Here is an 18,510-nt window from a genome sequence, read left to right on the forward strand (position 1 = left end):
GAGGATAATGAGAGTATTAGTTATGCTATTGATAGGCTTGTTATTTGTAGCTTGTGGTGGGAAAAAAGTTGAAATGTCAGAGGGTAGTTCTTCACAATCTATCCCCAAAGAAGAGCAACAAACTCCTCAACAAACCCAACTCCCTCAAGAGGAAGTCAAAGTGATTGAGGAATATGTGCCACAAAAACCCACTTTGACGCAAGAGCTCCTTGCTCCAATCTATTTTGCTTTTGATTCTTTTGTTTTGTCTAAAAGAATGTTTGAAGTTGTTGATAAAAATGCTGAAGTTCTCAAAGAATATCCCAACAGCAAAATTGTCTTGCAGGGGAATACCGATGCTTATGGAAGTGATGAATACAACTTTGCTCTTGGCACAAAAAGAGCATTAGCAGTCAAAGATGCTTTGATTGTGCGTGGGATTCACAAAGATTTAATCAGCACGATTAGTTTTGGAGAGACAAATCCTGTCTGTACAAGCTTAGATGCAGAATGCAGACAGAGAAATAGAAGGGTGGATTTTGTCATTGAAAATAAATAATTTTCTTTTCCCCCTTTTATTGCTCACCTCTTTGCTCTATGCAGAGCCCTCAGCATTTGAGACTCAAAGTGGAGCGACAAAAAAAGATATAAAAAATCTCAAAGACACAAGTCTTAATCTCTCCTCACTTCTTTTAGATGTGCAATCAAGATTAGAATCCCTAGAGCAAGTTCAGTATGGACTTCAAAGTCTCTATGATGCACAAAATCAAAAAATGCAAAAATTCCTCAGTGATTTAGAATCTCAAAATCTTTTCGCACAAGAAACACGCTCTAGGCTTGAAGTGTTGAGTGAGCAAGTAGAGCAAATGAAAAGTACACAAAAACGCTATGGAGAAAATCTACAAGGCTTTGTCAAAATCCTTGATGGGTTGGGGGAGAAAATCAAGGAGCTCTCTGGAGTGAGTAGTAATCTCAATGATTTGATTCTCAAAGAGTTTGCAAGTGTGAGGGCAGAGCTTCAAAAACAAGCAGAAGTAATTCTTAAAGATCAAGAAAATATCCAAAAACTTAGCCTTGAGATTGAAAAACTCTATGAGGATAGAAAAAAGATTCAAGAACGCAATGCCTTCAAGGATCCCAACAAAAAAGCAGAAGTTTTAAAAGAAGCAAAAAAAATGTATGCAGATAAACAATTTGAAGACTCTAGAGTGCGTTTTGTTTGGTTGCTAGAGCAAGGATATAAAAAAGCTGAAGTAAATTATTTTCTAGGACAAATTGCCTTTAATCAAAAGCAATACCAAGAAGCAATTTATTACTACAAAGAGAGTGCTGTGGCAAATGATAAGGCAAGCTATATGCCAACATTGATGTTACATACGATAAAATCCTTCCAAGCTTTAAAAGATGAGGAGAGTGCAATGAAATTTATCGAATCTCTTTTAGCACTTTATCCAAACTCTAAAGAGGCTAAAGAAGCAAAAACAATCCAATCCAAAATCAAAGGAGTAAAAAATGCAAAAAATTGAAAATGGCAAAATGGTGTCAATCCAATACAGTGTCAAAAACAAAGACACTCAAGAGGTAATCGATCAAAATCTTGATGGAGAGCCACTAGAGTTTTTGGCAGGTAATTCTCAAATCATTGTAGGACTTGAGAAGGCATTAGAGGGAATGAGCGTGGGTGAGAGCAAAGAGGTAGTTGTGGCTCCAGAAGAGGCTTATGGAGAGTATCGAGTAGATTATCTTCAAGAAGTGCCAAGAGAGCAGTTTGAGGGAATCGAACTCAAAGAGGGAATGACACTTTTTGGACACGGAGAAGATGGAAGAAGTGTGCAAGTTATAGTCAAAAGCTTCAATGATGAGAGCGTAATGATTGATTACAATCATCCTCTTGCTGGGCAAACCCTAATCTTTGATGTTAAAGTCCTAGATGTCAGAGATGCAACTGAAGAAGACTTTATGGTTGCAAATGGTGGAGGTTGCTGTGGAGGACATCATGGCGAAGGTCATCATCACGGAGAAGGTGGATGTTGTGGGGGAGGTGGTGGAGGCTGTGGTTGCGGACACTAATCTCTCAAAGAGGGGTAATCCCTCTTTAGTTTCTAAACTCTTCTGAGAGGATATTGAAAACCTCTCTCTCAATCTCAAAATAATAATTCTTTTGAGGCAATTTATTAAAATCAATACAGAAAATGTTTTTCTTCCCTGAGCGAGTGAGTTCATAAGCTTTGAGAATTACTGGAAGTGCAAAAGCTAGTTCTCTATGTTGCATTGGAAAAGAAGCAATACTTTTAAAATCTCCTCTATTGTAGCTATCCAAAAGCATTTGAAGTGTTGAGTGTTTGATACATAGAAAATATTTCCAATCCCTAATCTCAGGAGCAAACTCACTTTGTGGATATGTTCCAAAAAAACTTGAGAGAAAAATCAAATCAGAATGATTATGTTTAAAATCAGAAACCTTTTTCATCGTGCTAATATAGTGTCTTGTTTCCTTGCAGATATGACCATAGCAAGTTAAAAGTCCATATTCAGAATTATGAATTGTTTGAATATGAATAATCTTTTTCATCTTTATTCCTTTTGTAATAATGAAGCTTATACATTATTCTATTATAAAAACTTTTCTTAAATATGAATACCTATTTTGAGGTGGGATTTGGCTTTGAAGTGGGAAAAATAAATTTTTAGCTAATTTTTTTGGTTATGATAGATTTTTGAAGGTATATTTTTATCTTTTTATCAGAGTCTAAAGAATGCTTTTGCTCTTAAAATAATATTGTATTTTCAAAAGAGATAAAAAGAAGAAGGCTAACTTGGTGGACCTTGCAGGATTCGAACCTGCGACCAATCGGTTATGAGCCGAGTGCTCTGACCAGCTGAGCTAAAAGTCCATTTTTTCTAGAGGGCGTATTATACTTAAGATCAAACCTAAATGCAAGTAGATTTTCTAAGATTGCAAGCATAAGTATAAAAGTCATAAAGCTCGTCCCTCCATAGCTAAAGAGTGGCAAGGGCAACCCCACCACAGGAGCAAAGCCTATCGTCATAGCAATATTGACACTCATATATACAAAGAGCAATATAGCAATACAGCTAGAAACAACCTTGAGAAAATAATCTTTGGCATTAAGTAGGCAGTAAGAGAGGATATGAAAAATCAAAAACATATAAATCCCAATAAGAGCAACCCCACCAATAAATCCAAACCTCTCCATATAATAAGCAAAGATGAAATCACTTGTAGCGATGGGGAGAAATTTGAGTTGGGATTGTGTGGCTTCATCTTTTTGTTTGCCTCTTAGTCCTCCTGCACCTATGGCGATGATAGATTGATTGACTTGATGGCTTGGTTTTTCTGAAAGAAAGTCGTGGATTCGCTTCTTTTGATAGTCTCTAATCCCATATTGATAGATAAGAGGCGAGGCGATAGCAAAGACTAGAGTAAGAGTAATCCAAATCTTTTTATTTACTCCGATGAGAAAAAGCATACCAAACCCCATAAACAGCACTGTAAGAGCTGTGCCAAGATCGGGCTGTCTTAAGATGATAAAAAAAGGCAAAAGGATAAGCAAACTGATTCTGCCAAACTCTTGCCAATCATAGCCATCTCTTGGGGGAGGATTTTGTCGGATAACAAGAGCAAGCATTAGCATCAAAGCGATTTTGAGAATCTCGCTTGGCTGGATAGAGAATGGAGTGAAGGGGATTTCAATCCATCTTTGAGCTCCTAGCTTTTTTGTCCCCAAAAACTCCACCAAGACAAGCAAGACAATACAAAGCCAATAAAACAGATAAATCCCTTTGGAGAGTTTGCGAAAGGGGATAAAAAACACGACATAAGCCACACCAAAAGAAGCCCCTATATAGATGAGTTGTTTATAGATCAAAGCACTTCCTAGCTCATAAATCAAAAATAATGAGAGCAATATAATTGGAGTGATAAGTAGGGGAATCAAAAAATCAAAATGTGCTAAAATCCGACGATCAAAAATCAAAATCAAATCCCTAAAATAAGTCTTAGAATGAAAAATTTTACCATAACTTGCCAAGATCTTAGCCACTCTGCCAAGCTCAGAGTCGATCATTTCCTTTGCAATGCACTTGCTCAAAGCAAAAATCAAGTCAATCAAGCGATCAAAAATGGGCTAGTGCAAATCAATTCTAAAGTATGCAAAAAAAATGGAGAATTACTCAAAGTCGGAGATAAAGTGAGTTTCACTCCTTTGCAAAAGCCAAAGAGTGAATGCCTTTGTGAGTTTGATTATGAAATAGAAGTGCTTTATGAAGATGAAGAGGTGCTAGTGCTAAACAAACCCCCTCATCTAGTCGTGCATTCAGCCCCAAGCGTGAAAGAGGCGACCTTGGTGGATTATCTCAAAGCCAAAGGCTATCAGCTCTCAAATCTTAGTGGAGAAGAGCGATTTGGGATCGTTCATCGCCTTGACAAAGATACAAGTGGAGCCATAGCCATAGCCAAAAGCAATCAGGCTCACATCGCCCTGTGCAAAGAGCTCAAAGAAAAAACTATGGGAAGATATTATCTAGCCCTCATTGACTTACCCCTCAAAGATAGAGTAGAAGTAGAATGCCTAATGGGACGCAATCCCAATAACCGACTAAAAATGGCAAAGCTCCCTTATGGGCGATACTCAAAAACCACTTTTATCCCATTGCTTGGCACTTCTCCCTCTTTGGTGGTAGCCAAGCTTGATACAGGGCGAACTCATCAAATCCGAGTGCATTTAGAAACCCTTTCACGCCATATCTTAGGCGATAAAATGTATGGAAAAAAAGACAATAGCTCTTTGCGTTTGATGCTTCATGCGTATTTAATGTATTTTATTCACCCAATTTCTCAAAAAAAGATTCTAATTCAAGCACCACTTTTTGAAGATATGCTAGGATTCTTGAAGCAAAATTTTTCTTTGGAGGATATAGATGAAGTTATCTCTCAAGAGCATATACTTGAGTGTTTTGGGGATTATTTTTAGTGGATGTGCTGATTTATTCTTCTCTCCCACACTCAATCTCTCACTTCCCCCACTTCAAAACATCAAAGCCCTGCCTGATGTAAGCTCTGTGGCATTTGAGTGGAATAGAGTGGAAAATGACAAAGTCAAAGGATATGTCATCTATCGTAAAGATAGCAATGAGAGTGAGTTTGAGAGAATTGCGATTATTAGAAATCCACGCATAACGCATTTTTATGATAGTGGGCTAAAGAGTGAGAGCGTTTATCAATATCAGTTTGCCACTTTGGGCGAAGATGACACGATTTCTGCACGCTCTAAAGCGATTGCGATTAAAACTTCATATATTGATCCTATTGAGTTTATTTATGCTACAAGTGATGAACCACGCTTAATCAAACTCATTTGGAATCCCCACCCCAATCCCAGTATCAAAAAATACATTATTGAAAAACTTATCAACAACAAATGGGAAGAGATTGGAGAGGTGGATCATCGCTTAGGAATTGAGTTTTTTGACACAAACCTTAGTGATGGGGTAACTTATGAGTATCGCGTAGCTGGAGTGAGTTTCCAAGGAGATAAAAGTCGCTACTCTCAAGTAGTGAGTGCCACGACAAAATTCCCCCCTGATCCTCTAAGTGGAGTGAATGCTTCACTTGATGTGCCAAAGTTAATCATTTTGAAATGGAATCCCCTTAGCAATCCTGATATCAAAGGCTATATCATCTATGCTTCAAGAAGTGAGAAGGGAGGATATAAGAAAATAGGGGAGAGCAAAAATGCTTATTTTGAGCTAAGGACTGAAGAGAATGGAGAGAAGTGGTTTTTCAAAGTCGTGGCTGTGGATAAGAGTGGTATTGAGGGGGTTTTGCCTCAAGTTCCTGTGATGGGAAGCTCTCTTACCCCACCTGAGCGTCCTAAGATTAAGGGGGCAGAAGTGGTAGATGGCAAGGCAGTGATTGGGTGGGAGATGCCAAGTCAGAGAGTAAGTGAGGTGCTTGTTTTCCGAAAAGAGGGGACTTTTGGGAATCCTTTGAGATTTAGATTGAATGGCAAATCTACTCAATTTGTGGATAAAGAGATGCAAAAAGGTGTGAAATATACTTATTGGGTGGAGTTTGTCGATGTCAATCAAATCGCAAGTGAGAGAAGCCAAGAATTTACTTTGAGTGATAAGGAGTAAAGATGCCCCATTGTCTCACTCATCAATTCTCCCTCCCACCCTTGCCTTATGTCTGTGAGGATTATCATTTTCTCTTTGAAGTCCAAAAAACTTCAAACCCCAAAGAAAGCCTTATTTTTGTGCGTTTCAAAGACTATGAGTTTTTTCTAAGAAAACGCTTTAGAGAGAGAAAGGGGGATTATATCCTCAAGTGTGAGAAGATTTCTAGCTCACTTCCCACAGGGATTATCAAGGGAGCGATTAGGATTTTGGCTCAATTTAATAGTCCCTATCTTATCACTCACAATCTCAATAATGATTCTTTGCGACAAACTCTTCAATCTCCCTATCTCAAAAAGATTTCTGATTTTTTGGATTTTTGCACTCCTTTTGAGCTAGAAATCGGCTTTGGTTCAGGACGCCATATCTTGCAAAAAGCACAGAAAAATCCCAATATGCTATTTGTGGGAATTGAGTTGCATACCCCATCAATTGAGCAAGTATTAAGACAGATTGAGCTTTTGGGATTGCAAAATTTGTGGATTGTCAATTTTGATGCAAGAATTTTCTTAGAGCTTATTCCCTCTAATCTTGCTAGGGCAATCTATCTCCACTTCCCCGTTCCTTGGGGGAAAAAGCCTCATCGAAGAGTGTGGAGCGAGAGATTTGTGAAAGAGAGTATGAGGGTGTTATCTTGTGGAAGTAGGCTAGAGCTAAGAAGTGATGATGAAGACTATTTCTCTTATGCACTAGAGGTGGCACTTCAAGAAAAAACTCTGCAAATGCAAGTGGGAAAAAACCTCTGTGGAGAGGTAGTAAGCAAATATGAGGAGAGGTGGAGAAAACAAGAAAAAAACATTTATGATTTGTTTTTAACCTCGCTTCAAGACAGCCCCCCTAAACCTCAATACCCCACCTTTGATTTTCCCAAACCTAGAGAGGATATTTGGGGAAGTTTTGATACAATTAGCAAAAAAATCATAGGGCAAGATTTTTTCTTGCATATTGATAGTTTTTATACTCATCAATCTCAATGCGTTGTTATGTTGAGTTTTGGGGATTTTAATCAACCACAGAGTAAATTTCTTTTGATTAGCAAAGATGAAATGCACTACATTGGAGGCAATCCACTTCCAACTCAAGCGTCATTCAAGGCTCATCAAGAATTAGTCAAACTTTTGGGATAAGGAGCATTTTTGAGTATCATCATCAAAGCCAAACAACTAGAGTTGTATTACAAAAAAAGTGAGCCTGTAATCAAAAAAGCAAATTTTGCTATCCAAAAAAGGGATTTTGTCTTTGTTGTAGGGGAGAGTGGAAGTGGCAAAAGCACTTTGCTAAAATCCCTTTATGGTGCATTGCAAATCAAAGGAGGGGAGCTAGAAGTGGGAGGAATCAATATGAAAACTCCAAGCAAAAGCGATATTGCAAGGCTTAGAAAAAGCATAGGAATAGTCTTCCAAGACTACAAACTCATTGAAGAGTGCAATGTAGAAGATAATGTCAAACTTCCTATGCAAATCAATGGTTATGCCAAAGAGCTTTGCTCTAAGAGGACAGAGAAACTCCTAGCTCATACTAAAATGGCACATAAAGCCTCCAAATATCCCCTTGAACTGAGTGGTGGAGAGCAACAAAGAGTAGCGATGGCTAGGGCATTGGTGCATAATCCATTTTTAATCTTAGCAGATGAGCCTACAGGAAATCTTGATGAGCATTCAAGCTCTTTGATTTGGAATCTCCTCAAGGGGGCTAATGAGAGATTGGGGATTACCATTGTGGTAGTAACTCATCAAATCCCTCACACTCTTGATATTTTGAGCAAAAAACTTTGCATCGAGGGAGGAGAAGTTTATGAAATTCATTAAACAGCACCTCTCACTCATCTTCCCCCTTCTTATGCTTCTTTTTAGCTATGAGAGTGCAATCCTTGTCAAAAGAGCAGTGCTAGAGCACGAGAAAAAGCTTTCAGCAGATTACTCTATCATCATCGCTACCAAAGGAGCGATGAGTTTTTCTACACTCAAAAGCAAAGTGGTAGAGCTAAAAGATATGAGAGAGATTGATCCTCAAGTGGTTTTGAGAGATTTAGAGCATACACTTTCCCCCCAAAATTTACAATTTCTCAAAAGTCAGCTTCCTACATTCTACTCTCTCACTCTAAGCATTTTTCCCAATCAAGGAGAACTAAAAAGAATCAACCAATCCCTTCTTTCAGTGGAGGGAGTGCAAAAGGCTGAAGTTTTTGCCAAAACTCACTCCAAAGTCTATCGCCTTTTATTGCTTTTGAAAAAAAGCATTATGTTTTTTGGCTCACTTTTGGGGATTTTGAGTGTGATATTGATGGTGAAGCAAGTGGAGATTTGGCATTTGCAACACTCTAAGCGTATGGAGATTATGAGCTATCTTGGAGCTCCTTCTTGGATGAAAAACAAGATTTTATTCAAACTTGCTTTTATTGATTCTTTTATCTCTTCTTTGCTTGTGATTTTTGGGATTTATTATATTTTGGAGAGCGAAGAGTTTTCGGTGCTATTCAACTCTCTTGAGATTACAAAAGCGATTTTCACTCCATTGCAAGATTTTATGGTACTTCTTGTGATGTCAGTTGTAATCTCAACACTCTCTGCCCTCATTGTCATCATTCGCCAAAAGGATTATTGATTTGCTAAAGAGGTTTGTTTATTTTTCTTGCTGTTTGGTTTGTGCTTTTGGCTTGAATTCAATTGATAAAGATATACAAAAAAATCAAGCCAAAATCCAAAAAACAATCAAAGAGCAAAATCGTATCAATGCCAAAATCCAAAAGCTTGGAGAAGACATCGCAGAGCAAAACAACCAAATCAATGTCTTAGTGGGCAAAATCCAAGTCCTTGAAAAAGAGATAGAAGACAATCAAGCAAGATTTTCAGAGCAACAAACTCAGCTAAAAAAAATGCAAGAACAATCCAAAATCCTTCAAGACAGAGATATTCAAATCCAAAAACAAATCACAACCATCATCACTCAAGAACTTGCCTTTCGTGTGATTGCCAATAGAAAACAGCTCAATAATCCTGAAGATTTGATTTTGGAAGATTTATTTCACACTCTAAGCAAAAACGTCCAAAACCAAATCACTTCCCTCACTCAAGAGAAGAGAGTGATTGGAGAGGAGATTATCAAAATCTCAAGCGAGATTTTAGAGCTTCAAAGTTTGTTAAAAGAGCAAACCACCAAAAGAGAACAATATTCTTTGGGGATAAAAAAACGCAACACAATGATTGCTAAATTCCAAAAAGATATGGAAACTTACAATCAAAAACTTACTCAAATTGCACGAGAGAGAGAAAATCTTGATGAAATCTTGCAAAAACTCAATATTAAAAAGTTTGATATGGAAGAAAAAGCCAAAAAACAAGCCCTAGCCAAACAAGAGAGCAAAAAATCCACTCAAAAGCTCAATGCTCCCCTAGAAGTCAAACAGCTTGGAAGCTCTTATCGTAAGGTTTCAACCATAGCCTACAAAGGGAAAAAAACCATCGCTCCCCTTGATAATTATCGTATAGAACAACGCTTTGGAGAGTATTTTGATCCTGTGTATAAACTCAAAGTTTTCAATGAATCCCTAGTCTTATCTCCTCAAACTCCCAATGCCAATGTCAAAAATGTATTAGATGGCAAGGTGGTATTTGCCAAAAATACACCAATGCTCAAAAAAGTGGTTATCATAGAACACGCCAATTCAATGCATACCATTTATGCACATCTTGATAAGATTGCCCCCACGGTTAGACCAGGGCTTAGAGTGCCAAAGGGCTATGTGATTGGCAAGGTTGATGATAAACTCAATTTTGAGGTAACACTCAAAGATAGACATATCAATCCATTAGAATTGATCAAAAGATGATTTAAAAAATTTTTTTTCTGCCGATTATGGATTGATAAACTCAAGAGTTCAAGGAGGAGCAAATGATTGAGCTGAAGCAAAACCCTGCTATGGTGCAGGATAAGATTATTGATTTAACCAAACAATATGGCAAAGAGGCTTCATCGATCACCAAAAATAAAGAAGTCCAATCTCAACTAGATGAGAGTGAGAAAAAAAAGCTCAAAGAAGAGCTAATGGAGCTGACTAAAAAACTCAATGCTGAGATGAAAGGGCTAAATACTGATGTGAGTTTCAACTACAATGAAACTATTGAGGGATTGCTAGTTACAGTCAAAGAAGCAGGAGGAGATAAAGTCATTAGAGAAATCCCCTCCAAAGAAGCAATTGAGCTGATGAAGAAGATGCAAGATTTGGTAGGAATCATCTTTGACAAAAAGGGATAAAAGAGGGTTAAGGTAGGTTTGTAGTATGGCAATGGGGAAACTTAGCTCCCTTGGTGTAGGGAGCAATGTTTTAAATTACGATGTTATTGAGAAGCTCAAAAAGGCTGATGAGAAAGCAATGATTGAGCCTATTGATAAAAAAATGAAAGACAATATAGAAAAACAAGCCGAGCTAAGTGGAATCATCGGTATGCTTAATGGTATGCGAGGAAGTGCTCAAACGCTCTCTGATTATTCCACTTATATTGGACGAAAAGTCAATGTGCTTGGAGATGCACTTAGAGCGACTGCAAACCCAGGGGTTCCTATCCAAGATATTAGCATTGACATCAAGCAAATTGCCAAAAACGATATCAATGAAGTAGGCACTAGATTTGAAGATCGCAGTAGTGTGTTTTGTGAGCAAGATACCAATCTGTCTTTTTATGTGCGAGGGCAGAGATACAAGATTGAGATCAAAGCAGGGACAACTCTTGGCGAAGTCGCTCAACTCATCACTGATAAATCCGGAGGCACTGCTATTGGTGTGGTGATGAAAACTGGTGGAGCAAATCCTTATCAACTTATGATCAACTCCAAAGAAACAGGAGAGGAAAACAAGATTTATTTTGGCTCTACCTTGCAATCTGATACTATCGCTTCAGGCTCACTTGAATTGACTGAAGGGGATTTGGAGCTTGTATTAAAAGATGCCAAAGGATTGGATCAATCTGTCAATATCATTCTTCCTCCCACAGAGGCAAATAGCAAATCAAGTGATAATGCCCAAGCCCTCAAAAAAGCTATCAAAGAAGCAATCGGAGAAAATCCTGATCTTGCAGATTTGCTAGGAAGCGATATCAATATTGGTATTGGTGTAGGGGGAAATACACTAGTTATCAATGATAGAAGAGGGTATCAAGTCCAAGTCTATGGTAGCAAAGCAAAAACTATCGGCTTCAAGCAGACAGAAACCCCAGAAGAAAACCTAGTAACAAGCTCCAAAGTAACCACCACAGGGAGAATGAGTGGAAATATTACTATCAATGGTGTGCCACTTGATCTCTCTGAAATCACAGAGCGAGGCAATAGTGCAGAGCAAAACGCTCAAGCAATCGCTCAAGGATTGGATAATGTCTCTGATCTTCACGCTTATGTCAGCAAAGATGGAAAAATAGTGATCAACTCTGATGATGGCGAGGTGAGAATCAACGCCCAAGATGAGGCAGGAAGAGAAGCACTTAAAAAACTAGGATTACAAGAGGGGACATTTGCAGGATATAGCAAAACCCAAGAGCAAACCCTTAGACTCAAAAACATTCAAAGCGGACAAGATGCTGAGATTACCTATAATGGAGTCACAATCACAAGGGGCAAAAATACAATCAATGATATTGTAGGAGGAGTGAGTTTAGAGCTAGTTAGCACAACTCCTGAAGGGAATCCTGCCACCGTGAGTATCACAGCAGATAATGAAAATATCATTGAAGACATCAAAGGCTTTGTAGAAAAATACAATGAGCTAATGCCAAAACTTGCAGAAGTTACACGCTATGACCCTGATACTCAAACAGCAGGGATTTTCAATGGTGTAAGTTTTATTCGTATGATTCGCTCCTCTATCAACAAAATTTTTTCAATGAGCTCAGGAAGTGGGCTAGAAATACAAAGTTTGATTAAATATGGTTTGAGTCTTGACGATAATAATAAAATGAGTTTTGATGAGTCAAAACTTCGTAACGCCTTAAACTCAGATGCTGATGCTGTAAGAGACTTTTTCATAGGGATTGATAAAACAATCCTAGGAAAAGATACGCGTGTGGGAGGTGTGTTTAGGGTTTTAAATGAAGATTTGGATTCTTTAGTGAAGGGATCTAATTCTACTTTGAAACTCTATGAGCAATCCCTAACGCGTGATGATAAGCGACTAAGAGAGGATCGTAAGAGAACAATGGAACGCTTAAATGCTAGATATGAAAGTATGGCAGAGCGTTTTGCTGCTTATGATGCTCAAATCGCACAGACAAACAACTCTTTCAATAGCGTTCAGATGATGATCAATCAGGCAACCAAAGGAAAATAATAAAGGATAAGTTATGAGAGGGAATGCCTATAATCTCTATCAACAAAATTCAGTTACTATTGAATCACCTGTAAAGCTTGTAGAAATGCTTTATGAGGGGATTTTGCGTTTTGCTTCACAAGCTAAGCGTTATATTGAAGCTGATGATATTGAGAAAAAAATCTACTATATCAATAGAACCACTGATATTTTCAGTGAATTGCTTAATACACTTGATTATGAGAGGGGAGGAGAAGTCGCACACTATCTCTCAGGACTTTACACTCATCAAATCAAGCTTCTAGCTCAAGCCAATATCAGAAATGATGGAGAGAAGATTGACACAGTGATTCGCGTAGCCAAAGGATTGCTTGATGCGTGGAGGGAGATAAACAGCAATGAATTGGCTAGATAATCTCAAAATTGCTCTTTTGCAAGAGGATTCTCAAAAAGCTTTTACTCTCTGCTCCAATCTCCCACAAGAGGGCTTTGCCTCACTTGATGAAATGCTTCAAGCCAGAGAGCTTATCGCTCAAACAAAAGAGCTTTTAATCAAAGAAAAAGAAAAAGTGCGAATCGCAATGCAACAAATTCGCACAGCTCAAAAATTTTTGCAAAACTAAATGAGGGTTTTTTTTGTCAGTGGAAGCGATACAAATGTAGGCAAAACCCATACAACCTTAAATCTTGTCCGACTTCTCCAAGCACAAGGCAAAAAAGCCTTGGCAATCAAGCCGATTGAAACAGGGGTGCAAACTCTCCCCCAAGATTGTTTGCTTCATCTCAAAGACGCTCAAAACCTCTTCCCTCACTTCACTCTCCAAGATATCAATCTCTACTCTCTCCCACTTCCTGCCTCTCCATTTGTCGCTGATAGTTTGGGAGAGATTGATATCCAAAAGATTTTCTCTCATATCACAGCTTTGAGTGATGAGGTAGAAATCTTGCTTATAGAGGGAGCAGGAGGGCTTTTTGTGCCGATAAAGAGAGATTATTTTATGCTCTCTTTTGCCCTAGAGCTTCAAGAGAGATTTGAGAGTGAAGTGATTTTTGTCTGTGATGATAGGCTAGGAATGCTCAATCGCCTTTTGAGTGGGAAATTTATTTTGGAAAGTAAGGGGTTGAAATCTCACTATTTTATCAATCTTAGAGAGAGAGAAGAGTTTGAGAGAACTAGCCTCCCTTTTTTGCTCTCAAGCTCCACCCCCTTTGAAAGCAATCTAGAGCAATTAGCTCAAGAGATTATGAGAACATTCCACAAAGTGCCATAATCCCTAGACTAACTCCTGTGCCAAAGAGAATAGAGAGGGCAAATTTTCTAGGCAGTGCATAAGGATCAAGTATCTTTCTACCTGTGCGATACCCTGACATAATCGCTCCTGTAAATCCACCACCGGGGGCACAGAATGCTGAAGCAAAATAAAGGTTTTTCACACTATGGCTCATCCATCGCTCACGCCCAAAGAAAGATTCTTTATTTTGATCATATCCATAAGGAGTCCCTTTCCTTGTGCGAATATATCGCTCGATAGTCTTAGGTGTAGCAAGTTCAGAGTGGATACAATGCTCCATAATCCCTGGGAAAGCCTTCTCTAGCCTATCTTCTAGGATTTTTTGTACTTGCTCTTTTTTGGCTTTATACTCTTCTTTGTCAAGATTTTCCCAATCCTCATACTTTCCAAAAGTTGTGATAACCCCTAAGTGTCTATCTTCTCTATCACTTAGCCCACTATCCACTCTTGAGTAATTCACAAATACAAAGTCAATATCCTCATAGCTTGTATTGAAGCAATCTGAGTCTTTAAAATCACGATTGAAATTCTCAGGGCTGACAATAAATGTGCTGTAATCCATATCAGGATACAAGTCATTAGGCTTTTTGTCAAATACCATATAAATAGAGATAAGAGAAGTGGTGATTTCTAAATCTTTGGTGAGATTAAGATCTTTACTATAATCCCTATCTTGTGGTAAGAGTTTGTGATAAACCGTAGCAGGATCGCAGTTTGCGATGATTTTATCAGCATAGACTTCTACTTCTTCTTTGCTTTTTTTATCAAAATATCTCACACCTATGGCTTTATTGCCCTCAAGCAAAATATCTGTAACATCAGCTCTTGCCTTAACCTCTCCACCATTATCAGTGATAACTGAAGCAATTCCATCAGCTAGAGCTTGAGAACCTCCATTGACATACATTCCTTGGATATAGTAGTTGTTTTGTGGGATAGCGTGATAGCTCCAAATGAATTTATAGGGATCGTGATGATAATACACGATATTGATATCTAAGATTCTTTTGAGTTTGGAGTCTTTGATACACTCATCAAGCACTTGCCCTGTGGTTCTATTGACAAAATAGTTATAAGCAAGGAAAGGAATCGTCGTAAAAGGTGCAAGGAAAAATTCAAAAAATCCCATATCAAAAGGGAATTTATAAGCTTTTCTTGCTTGAAGTCTGATTTTTTTGAAATATTTATCAATCCCCTCACTCTCGTGTGGAAACATCTCTTTGAGTGCTTCAATGGTATTGCCATGAGGGATCACATAGTCTTTATCCCCCTCTTTGATAGTCCAAGCAGTAGGGAGTTTGACAAACTTTACCTTCTCCCATAGTCCAATATAGTCAAAGATTCTATGCTTTTGATCCACTCTTGGATCTCCAAAGTCTAGCTCGTGCAATCCTGCATCTACAAGCATTCCTTTTCTAGGAAAACAAGTCGAGCATCCTCCGATAAGGTTGTGTTGCTCTAGCACCAAAACCTTTTTTCCATTTCTAGCAAGAGTAGCCCCACAAGTAAGCCCTCCAAGCCCTGAACCGATCACTATCGCATCATAATGAGCCATATTAAATCCTTATTAAGTCAAGTTTATTGGACTATTTGAAATAGTCATTGTTTGGAAAAAACAAAAATTATAGCAATTTTTTTAAATTTCTACCAAAATATAGGAGATTTTTTGAAAGATACTTCTTGTTAATTTATTTTAAAGATTGAGAGGTTGGAGCAAAACTTGAAAAAGGGTAAAACAAATTTTTTTCTAGAAGAGAGAGGATTTGACTTTGAGGATACAAGAGTGTCTTAAAAGAGGACTTGCTAGAAAGCAAGGGGTTAGATTTTTTCCCAAATCGTTCCCTCACTACTATCAAGCAAGGCAATTCCTTGACTCTTTAGCTCTTCTCGGATTTTATCAGCAAGTGCATAGTCTTTGTTGGCTTTGGCTTCTTGGCGTTTGGCAATTTGTGAGAGGATTTGATCTCTTTGCTCCTTGCTTACTCCTAGTTGGAAATACTCTGTGGCATTGAGTGTGCCAATCCCTAGCACCTCTTGGATATAGAGGAGGTTTGAGAGGATTAAAGAGTGAAGAGCTAAATCTTTGGGAGATTTATCTAGTAAATCATTGCTCTCTTTGATAAAGCCCTCAATAAAACTTAGAGCTAAAGAGATATTGAGATCATCACACAATGCCTCTAGCAAACCACTTTCAAACTCTTTGCTAGGAGCAGAGGGGGTGGCTTTGGGGCTTAGGCGTTTGTAGAGGCGATAGATTTTGTCAAGTCGTTTTTTGCTTGAGAGCAAATCTATCTCATTGAAATCAAAGTTTGCTCTATAATGAGAGCCTAGAAGATAGTTTCTCACGATTTCTCCGTGATAGTGAGCTAAAACATCTTTGAGAAAAAAGCTATTGCCTAGACTTTTGCTCATCTTCTCTCCATTGATTGTAACAAACCCATTATGCACCCAATATTTAGATAGTTCTCTTTGAGTGGCACAGCGAGTTTGAGAGGCTTCGTTTTCGTGATGAGGGAATAGCAAATCTGCTCCCCCTCCATGAATATCTATGGCATACTCTCCTTGAGGATAAGCAAGGTGTTTTTCTATCATTGCTGAGCATTCGATATGCCACCCAGGGCGTCCTTTGCCTAGATTTGAGGGGTAGCCAATATCCTCTTCTCCTTTGTAAGCTTTCCATAGCACAAAATCCCTCTCTGAGCGTTTTTGATCGCTCTCTTGAAGTCTTGAGAGGTTTTCTAGCTCCTCTCCTCTATGGCTCAAACTCCCATAAGAGCTATCTTTGCTTGTATCTAAATAGACATCGCCATTTGGGGTTTGATAGGCAAAACCTTTTTGCAAAAGGGTTGAAATCATCTCTTCCATTGCTCCTAGATTGTCAGTAGCCTTTGGCTCTAGGGTAGGGGAGAGAACATTGAGGGCTTTCATATCATCTAGGTATGCCCTTATATAATGAGAGGTAATCTCCTCTAAACTCTTGCCACTTTCTTTGCATTTTTTGATGATTTTGTCATCAATATCTGTGAAATTTTTAGCAAATTCTACCTCATAGCCAAGGGCAATGAGTGTGCGTCTAAGCAAATCAAAAGCAATCGCACTCCTAGCGTGTCCTAGATGAGAATCATCATACACCGTAGGGCCACACACATACATTTTGACACGATTAGAAGAGATAGGAGAGAAAGGAAGCTTCTCTTTGGCAACACTATCAAAGATAGATAAAGTTTTCATAAAATATATCCTTGGATTAAAGTTTTGATTCCATAGAGCAAAGCCCCTTCAATGATGAGAATCACTATAAGAGCAATACCCCATTTTTTGGCATTTATTATACTCAAAAAGTTCTCCCTCCCCACTGCCTTGATATTGAGTGCTAGGAGGATAAAACCTGAAATTGAGCTAGAAAATGCAATCCCTAGCACTCCAAAAGGAGAGATAAGAAGCAAAGAGAGAATTGTGCCACAAGAGAGTGAGATGATAGAAAATTTTGCAGCTTTTCCTTGTTGAGCGTGAGAGTAGAGCCAAAGTGAGAGAATCTTGCTTAGCCCAAAGGGAAGCAAACCGACTAGATAGAGGGCAAAGACATTGGCTGTGATGAGAGTGTCTTGAGTGGAGAATGAACCTCTTGTATAAAGCAAAGTAATAATCTCCTCTCTAAGCATAATCCCTCCAAGAGTGCAAACACATAGAGCAAGAGTGAGAAACCAAAAAGATTTTTTCATCGCTTCTAGGGCTTTGGTATGCTCTTTGTGTTTGATAGCTTTTGCTACAAGTGGGAAGAGGGCTGTGGAGATTGCGATAGCAAAGAGAGCTAGGGGGAGCTGAAAGATTCGATTGGCATAGTAGAGATAAGAGATACTTCCTGCACTCAAAAATGAAGCGATAAATGTCTCAATAAATGCTAGGAGTTGGGCTGTAGAGCCACCAAGGAGGGCAGGGAAGAATTGAGAGAAAAAGGCTTTAAGCTCTTTGTGAAATTGCTTGGCTTTCTCTCCTTTGCTTCTCCAAAAGACTTGAATATGTTTGCTAGAGAGATAAAAAAGTCTGAAAAACCCTAGAGAGTAGAGGGGGTAGAAGTGTATGAGGATTTGAGCGATTCCTCCTGCTAAAACCCCATAGCTGAGAAAATACACGATTTGCATTTTCTCCATATCTTTGGCATATAAAAGTGAGGCAATCATACAGAGATTAAGCAGAGCAGTATTATAAGCACTAACCCAAAAGATGTGTTTGTATTGCAAAAGTGAGCCAAAGAAGGTTACACAAAACACAAGCCAAAGATACCAAAAATTTATCGCCACAATAGGGGAGGCTAGAGTAAGGCTCTCTTGAGAGAATCCAAAAGCCAAAAGCTTTGTCATAGTAGGAGAAAAAAAGCTTACAAATATGCTAAGGGTTAAAAGGATTGAAGAGAAGATGAGAAAGAGAGTGAGGGCAAATGCACCTTTGTGCCTAGAGTGGATAAAAGAGGGCAGGAAACTTTGAGTGAAAGCTCCTTCTCCAAAAATGCGTCTAAAGAGATTAGGAAGTTTGAAAGCGATGAAAAATATATCGCTATATATTCCTGCTCCAAGTGTAGAAGCCATACACACATCACGAGCAAATCCAAGAATCCTAGAGCATAAAATCCCCCCACTATTGGTGAAAAATGCCTTTTTTAACAATTTTACTTCCTTTGTAAGCAATTTATGAGCTAAAATTTAGTTTAATTTTACCTAGTCATTTTATATTTTAGGAACAAAAATC

19 protein-coding genes and 1 tRNA gene are annotated in these 18,510 nt (G+C 38.4%); 14 read left to right on the plus strand and 6 right to left on the minus strand.

Annotation, left to right across the window (positions count from 1 at the left end; translation table 11 throughout):
• Positions 1-7: 7 nt before the first annotated feature.
• The 3 genes from CQA58_RS03425 to CQA58_RS03435 are packed head-to-tail and all read left to right on the plus strand — an operon-like array spanning position 8 to position 2,049.
• Positions 8-538 (plus strand): OmpA family protein, encoded by a 531-nt coding sequence (locus tag CQA58_RS03425; RefSeq protein WP_115569323.1) that lies wholly within the window; start codon positions 8-10, stop codon positions 536-538.
• A complete protein-coding gene (locus CQA58_RS03430; protein ID WP_115569324.1) occupies positions 519-1,505 on the plus strand; it encodes a tetratricopeptide repeat protein in 987 nt (328 codons plus the stop codon). Before CQA58_RS03425 ends, CQA58_RS03430 begins: the two co-directional genes overlap by 20 nt.
• The gene (locus CQA58_RS03435) at positions 1,492-2,049 is read left to right on the plus strand and encodes an FKBP-type peptidyl-prolyl cis-trans isomerase (protein ID WP_115569325.1); all 558 of its coding nucleotides are present in this window, start codon (positions 1,492-1,494) and stop codon (positions 2,047-2,049) included. The genes CQA58_RS03430 and CQA58_RS03435 overlap by 14 nt, the downstream gene beginning before the upstream one ends.
• A gap of 25 nt (positions 2,050-2,074) precedes the next feature.
• Here CQA58_RS03435 and CQA58_RS03440 read toward each other — a convergent pair whose 3' ends face one another.
• The 3 genes from CQA58_RS03440 to CQA58_RS03450 form a co-directional block, all read right to left on the minus strand.
• Entirely contained in the window at positions 2,075-2,551 is a 477-nt protein-coding gene (locus tag CQA58_RS03440; protein ID WP_115569326.1) for a hypothetical protein, read from the minus strand.
• A gap of 245 nt (positions 2,552-2,796) precedes the next feature.
• A tRNA-Ile gene (locus tag CQA58_RS03445) sits at positions 2,797-2,873 on the minus strand.
• Positions 2,835-3,977: an FtsW/RodA/SpoVE family cell cycle protein gene (locus CQA58_RS03450; protein ID WP_211305706.1), complete on the minus strand. Its 1,143-nt coding sequence runs from the start codon at positions 3,975-3,977 to the stop codon at positions 2,835-2,837. The genes CQA58_RS03445 and CQA58_RS03450 overlap by 39 nt, the downstream gene beginning before the upstream one ends.
• A gap of 27 nt (positions 3,978-4,004) precedes the next feature.
• On the opposite strand from CQA58_RS03450, the gene CQA58_RS03455 reads away from it, so the two are divergent.
• From CQA58_RS03455 to bioD, 11 genes are all read left to right on the plus strand, one after another.
• Complete coding sequence (locus tag CQA58_RS03455) at positions 4,005-4,973, plus strand: RluA family pseudouridine synthase (protein WP_115569327.1); 969 nt, start codon at positions 4,005-4,007, stop codon at positions 4,971-4,973.
• Positions 4,921-6,138, plus strand: a complete 1,218-nt coding sequence (locus tag CQA58_RS03460; RefSeq protein ID WP_115569328.1) for a fibronectin type III domain-containing protein — start codon at positions 4,921-4,923, stop codon at positions 6,136-6,138. The genes CQA58_RS03455 and CQA58_RS03460 overlap by 53 nt, the downstream gene beginning before the upstream one ends.
• 2 nt (positions 6,139-6,140) lie before the next feature.
• Positions 6,141-7,304 (plus strand): tRNA (guanosine(46)-N7)-methyltransferase TrmB, encoded by a 1,164-nt coding sequence (trmB, locus tag CQA58_RS03465; RefSeq protein WP_115569329.1) that lies wholly within the window; start codon positions 6,141-6,143, stop codon positions 7,302-7,304.
• Positions 7,305-7,313: 9 nt separating this feature from the next.
• A complete protein-coding gene (locus CQA58_RS03470; RefSeq protein ID WP_115569330.1) occupies positions 7,314-7,985 on the plus strand; it encodes a cell division ATP-binding protein FtsE in 672 nt (223 codons plus the stop codon).
• Complete coding sequence (locus CQA58_RS03475) at positions 7,972-8,781, plus strand: FtsX-like permease family protein (RefSeq protein WP_115569331.1); 810 nt, start codon at positions 7,972-7,974, stop codon at positions 8,779-8,781. The genes CQA58_RS03470 and CQA58_RS03475 overlap by 14 nt, the downstream gene beginning before the upstream one ends.
• A 1-nt stretch (position 8,782) precedes the next feature.
• Complete coding sequence (locus CQA58_RS03480; RefSeq protein WP_115569332.1) at positions 8,783-10,006, plus strand: murein hydrolase activator EnvC family protein; 1,224 nt, start codon at positions 8,783-8,785, stop codon at positions 10,004-10,006.
• Positions 10,007-10,095: 89 nt separating this feature from the next.
• On the plus strand, positions 10,096-10,431 hold the full coding sequence (locus tag CQA58_RS03485; RefSeq protein WP_170126733.1) for a FlaG family protein: 336 nt from the start codon (positions 10,096-10,098) through the stop codon (positions 10,429-10,431).
• 25 nt (positions 10,432-10,456) lie between these two features.
• Entirely contained in the window at positions 10,457-12,493 is a 2,037-nt protein-coding gene (gene fliD / locus CQA58_RS03490; protein WP_115569334.1) for a flagellar filament capping protein FliD, read from the plus strand.
• A 13-nt stretch (positions 12,494-12,506) separates the two neighbouring features.
• On the plus strand, positions 12,507-12,887 hold the full coding sequence (gene fliS, locus CQA58_RS03495; protein ID WP_115569335.1) for a flagellar export chaperone FliS: 381 nt from the start codon (positions 12,507-12,509) through the stop codon (positions 12,885-12,887).
• Entirely contained in the window at positions 12,871-13,095 is a 225-nt protein-coding gene (locus CQA58_RS03500; protein ID WP_115569336.1) for a hypothetical protein, read from the plus strand. The genes fliS and CQA58_RS03500 overlap by 17 nt, the downstream gene beginning before the upstream one ends.
• Positions 13,096-13,743 carry a dethiobiotin synthase gene (bioD, locus tag CQA58_RS03505; RefSeq protein WP_115569337.1) on the plus strand — a complete coding sequence of 216 codons (648 nt, stop codon included), beginning with the start codon at positions 13,096-13,098 and terminating at the stop codon, positions 13,741-13,743. It begins immediately after the preceding gene.
• Here the strand turns inward: bioD and CQA58_RS03510 are convergent.
• The 3 genes from CQA58_RS03510 to murJ all read right to left on the minus strand — a co-directional run bounded on the left by CQA58_RS03510 (position 13,715) and on the right by murJ (position 18,428).
• Complete coding sequence (locus CQA58_RS03510; RefSeq protein ID WP_115569338.1) at positions 13,715-15,319, minus strand: phytoene desaturase family protein; 1,605 nt, start codon at positions 15,317-15,319, stop codon at positions 13,715-13,717. The genes bioD and CQA58_RS03510 overlap by 29 nt on opposite strands.
• A gap of 263 nt (positions 15,320-15,582) precedes the next feature.
• Positions 15,583-16,995, minus strand: a complete 1,413-nt coding sequence (gene cysS / locus CQA58_RS03515; protein ID WP_115569339.1) for a cysteine--tRNA ligase — start codon at positions 16,993-16,995, stop codon at positions 15,583-15,585.
• Positions 16,992-18,428 (minus strand): murein biosynthesis integral membrane protein MurJ, encoded by a 1,437-nt coding sequence (murJ, locus tag CQA58_RS03520; protein WP_115569340.1) that lies wholly within the window; start codon positions 18,426-18,428, stop codon positions 16,992-16,994. The genes cysS and murJ overlap by 4 nt, the downstream gene beginning before the upstream one ends.
• Between the last annotated feature and the right edge of the window lie 82 nt (positions 18,429-18,510).

Source organism: Helicobacter brantae, from assembly GCF_003364205.1.
GTDB lineage: Bacteria > Campylobacterota > Campylobacteria > Campylobacterales > Helicobacteraceae > Helicobacter_G > Helicobacter_G brantae.

Excerpts from the sequence above, each read along its gene's own strand:
- CQA58_RS03425 (WP_115569323.1), top strand. The coding sequence starts at position 8 with ATGAGAGTATTAGTTATGCTATTGATAGGCTTGTTATTTGTAGCTTGT.
- CQA58_RS03435 (WP_115569325.1), top strand. The coding sequence starts at position 1,492 with ATGCAAAAAATTGAAAATGGCAAAATGGTGTCAATCCAATACAGTGTC.
- CQA58_RS03440 (WP_115569326.1), bottom strand. The coding sequence starts at position 2,551 with ATGAAAAAGATTATTCATATTCAAACAATTCATAATTCTGAATATGGA.
- CQA58_RS03455 (WP_115569327.1), top strand. The coding sequence starts at position 4,005 with ATGAAAAATTTTACCATAACTTGCCAAGATCTTAGCCACTCTGCCAAG.
- CQA58_RS03460 (WP_115569328.1), top strand. The coding sequence starts at position 4,921 with ATGAAGTTATCTCTCAAGAGCATATACTTGAGTGTTTTGGGGATTATT.
- trmB (WP_115569329.1), top strand. The coding sequence starts at position 6,141 with ATGCCCCATTGTCTCACTCATCAATTCTCCCTCCCACCCTTGCCTTAT.
- CQA58_RS03475 (WP_115569331.1), top strand. The coding sequence starts at position 7,972 with ATGAAATTCATTAAACAGCACCTCTCACTCATCTTCCCCCTTCTTATG.
- CQA58_RS03485 (WP_170126733.1), top strand. The coding sequence starts at position 10,096 with ATGGTGCAGGATAAGATTATTGATTTAACCAAACAATATGGCAAAGAG.
- fliD (WP_115569334.1), top strand. The coding sequence starts at position 10,457 with ATGGCAATGGGGAAACTTAGCTCCCTTGGTGTAGGGAGCAATGTTTTA.
- fliS (WP_115569335.1), top strand. The coding sequence starts at position 12,507 with ATGAGAGGGAATGCCTATAATCTCTATCAACAAAATTCAGTTACTATT.
- CQA58_RS03500 (WP_115569336.1), top strand. The coding sequence starts at position 12,871 with ATGAATTGGCTAGATAATCTCAAAATTGCTCTTTTGCAAGAGGATTCT.
- bioD (WP_115569337.1), top strand. The coding sequence starts at position 13,096 with ATGAGGGTTTTTTTTGTCAGTGGAAGCGATACAAATGTAGGCAAAACC.
- CQA58_RS03510 (WP_115569338.1), bottom strand. The coding sequence starts at position 15,319 with ATGGCTCATTATGATGCGATAGTGATCGGTTCAGGGCTTGGAGGGCTT.
- cysS (WP_115569339.1), bottom strand. The coding sequence starts at position 16,995 with ATGAAAACTTTATCTATCTTTGATAGTGTTGCCAAAGAGAAGCTTCCT.